1 protein-coding gene and 1 pseudogene are annotated in these 961 nt (G+C 44.7%); both read left to right on the top strand.

Annotated elements, in window-relative coordinates:
* A partial coding sequence (locus tag D7D25_RS17685) for a 3'-5' exonuclease (RefSeq protein ID WP_158602671.1) occupies positions 1-502 on the top strand: 502 nt, incomplete at its 5' end.
* A gap of 141 nt (positions 503-643) precedes the next feature.
* A pseudogene (locus D7D25_RS17680) lies at positions 644-961 on the top strand (RHS repeat domain-containing protein); the annotation flags it as partial.

Raw genomic sequence — 961 nt, 5'->3', positions numbered from 1 at the left:
TATAAGTTGCGCATGCAGTAAATTGCTTTTTGGCAGTGAAGAGTTAACTTTGCCCAAACAGCCCTATACCGGTAATGAGTTAAGGATTGACGGATATTATTACTACAAGTATTATCCAAGTGAAAACGAAGTTTATTACAATACATATCTGTTATATGAAAATGGAATTATCCTGTACGGAGGCGCAGTAGACGAAACCGAAATAACAAGCATAGAAAATGACTTTACAAGTAGTGAATGGTTGAAAGTAAAAAGAGAATATAAAGATAATTGGGGGGTATTTAAGGTTACTGGAGATAAAATATTGTTTGAAAAATGGTATCCCAATTCTCCGGGGCAACCCAAGGTGTATATAAGGGAAGGCAAAATCTTAAACGACAGCACGTTCCATATCACGGCCTCTTACCGCCCCAATGGCTCGGAAAGACGGGAAAAAGATGAAATCTATCATTTTAAACCATTCAGTCCCAAACCGGACAGCACGAATAATTTCGTAAAATAACTCCTGATAGGCGCAAGTCAGAAACTTGCGCCCAAAACAACAGCGGTTTTAAACCGCGATAAATGAAACCGACAGCTATCCCGCGGCGGCGGGGTAGCTCTTCAAACCAACTTATTTTTATTTGGATGGCAGTATTACCGCTTGCGCCGCGGCCACACCGGCCATGAACACCGGCCCCGGTTCGGACTGGTGAATATGAATTTTGCGGTTAAGCGAGCGCAATGCCAAACCTGTTTGGACATTGCCGAGCGTGAGCAAAAGGTGCGAAGCGAACACCCGCCTGTATGATCCTGCCTTGGGACGGTTCCTAAGTCCTGCCCCCTATGTGCAGATGCCGGACTTCACGCAGAACTTCAACCGGTATGGTTACTGTTTGAACAACCCGCTGGTGTATATCGACCAAGACGGGGAGTTTTGGTGGTTTTTTGTTGCCGCGTTCGTATTTTTCACTGAACCGGG

Source organism: Proteiniphilum sp. X52, from assembly GCF_003712195.1.
Lineage (GTDB): Bacteria > Bacteroidota > Bacteroidia > Bacteroidales > Dysgonomonadaceae > Proteiniphilum.
Note: the sequence above shows the minus strand (reverse complement) of the source record. Positions and strands in the feature narration are given on the sequence as shown.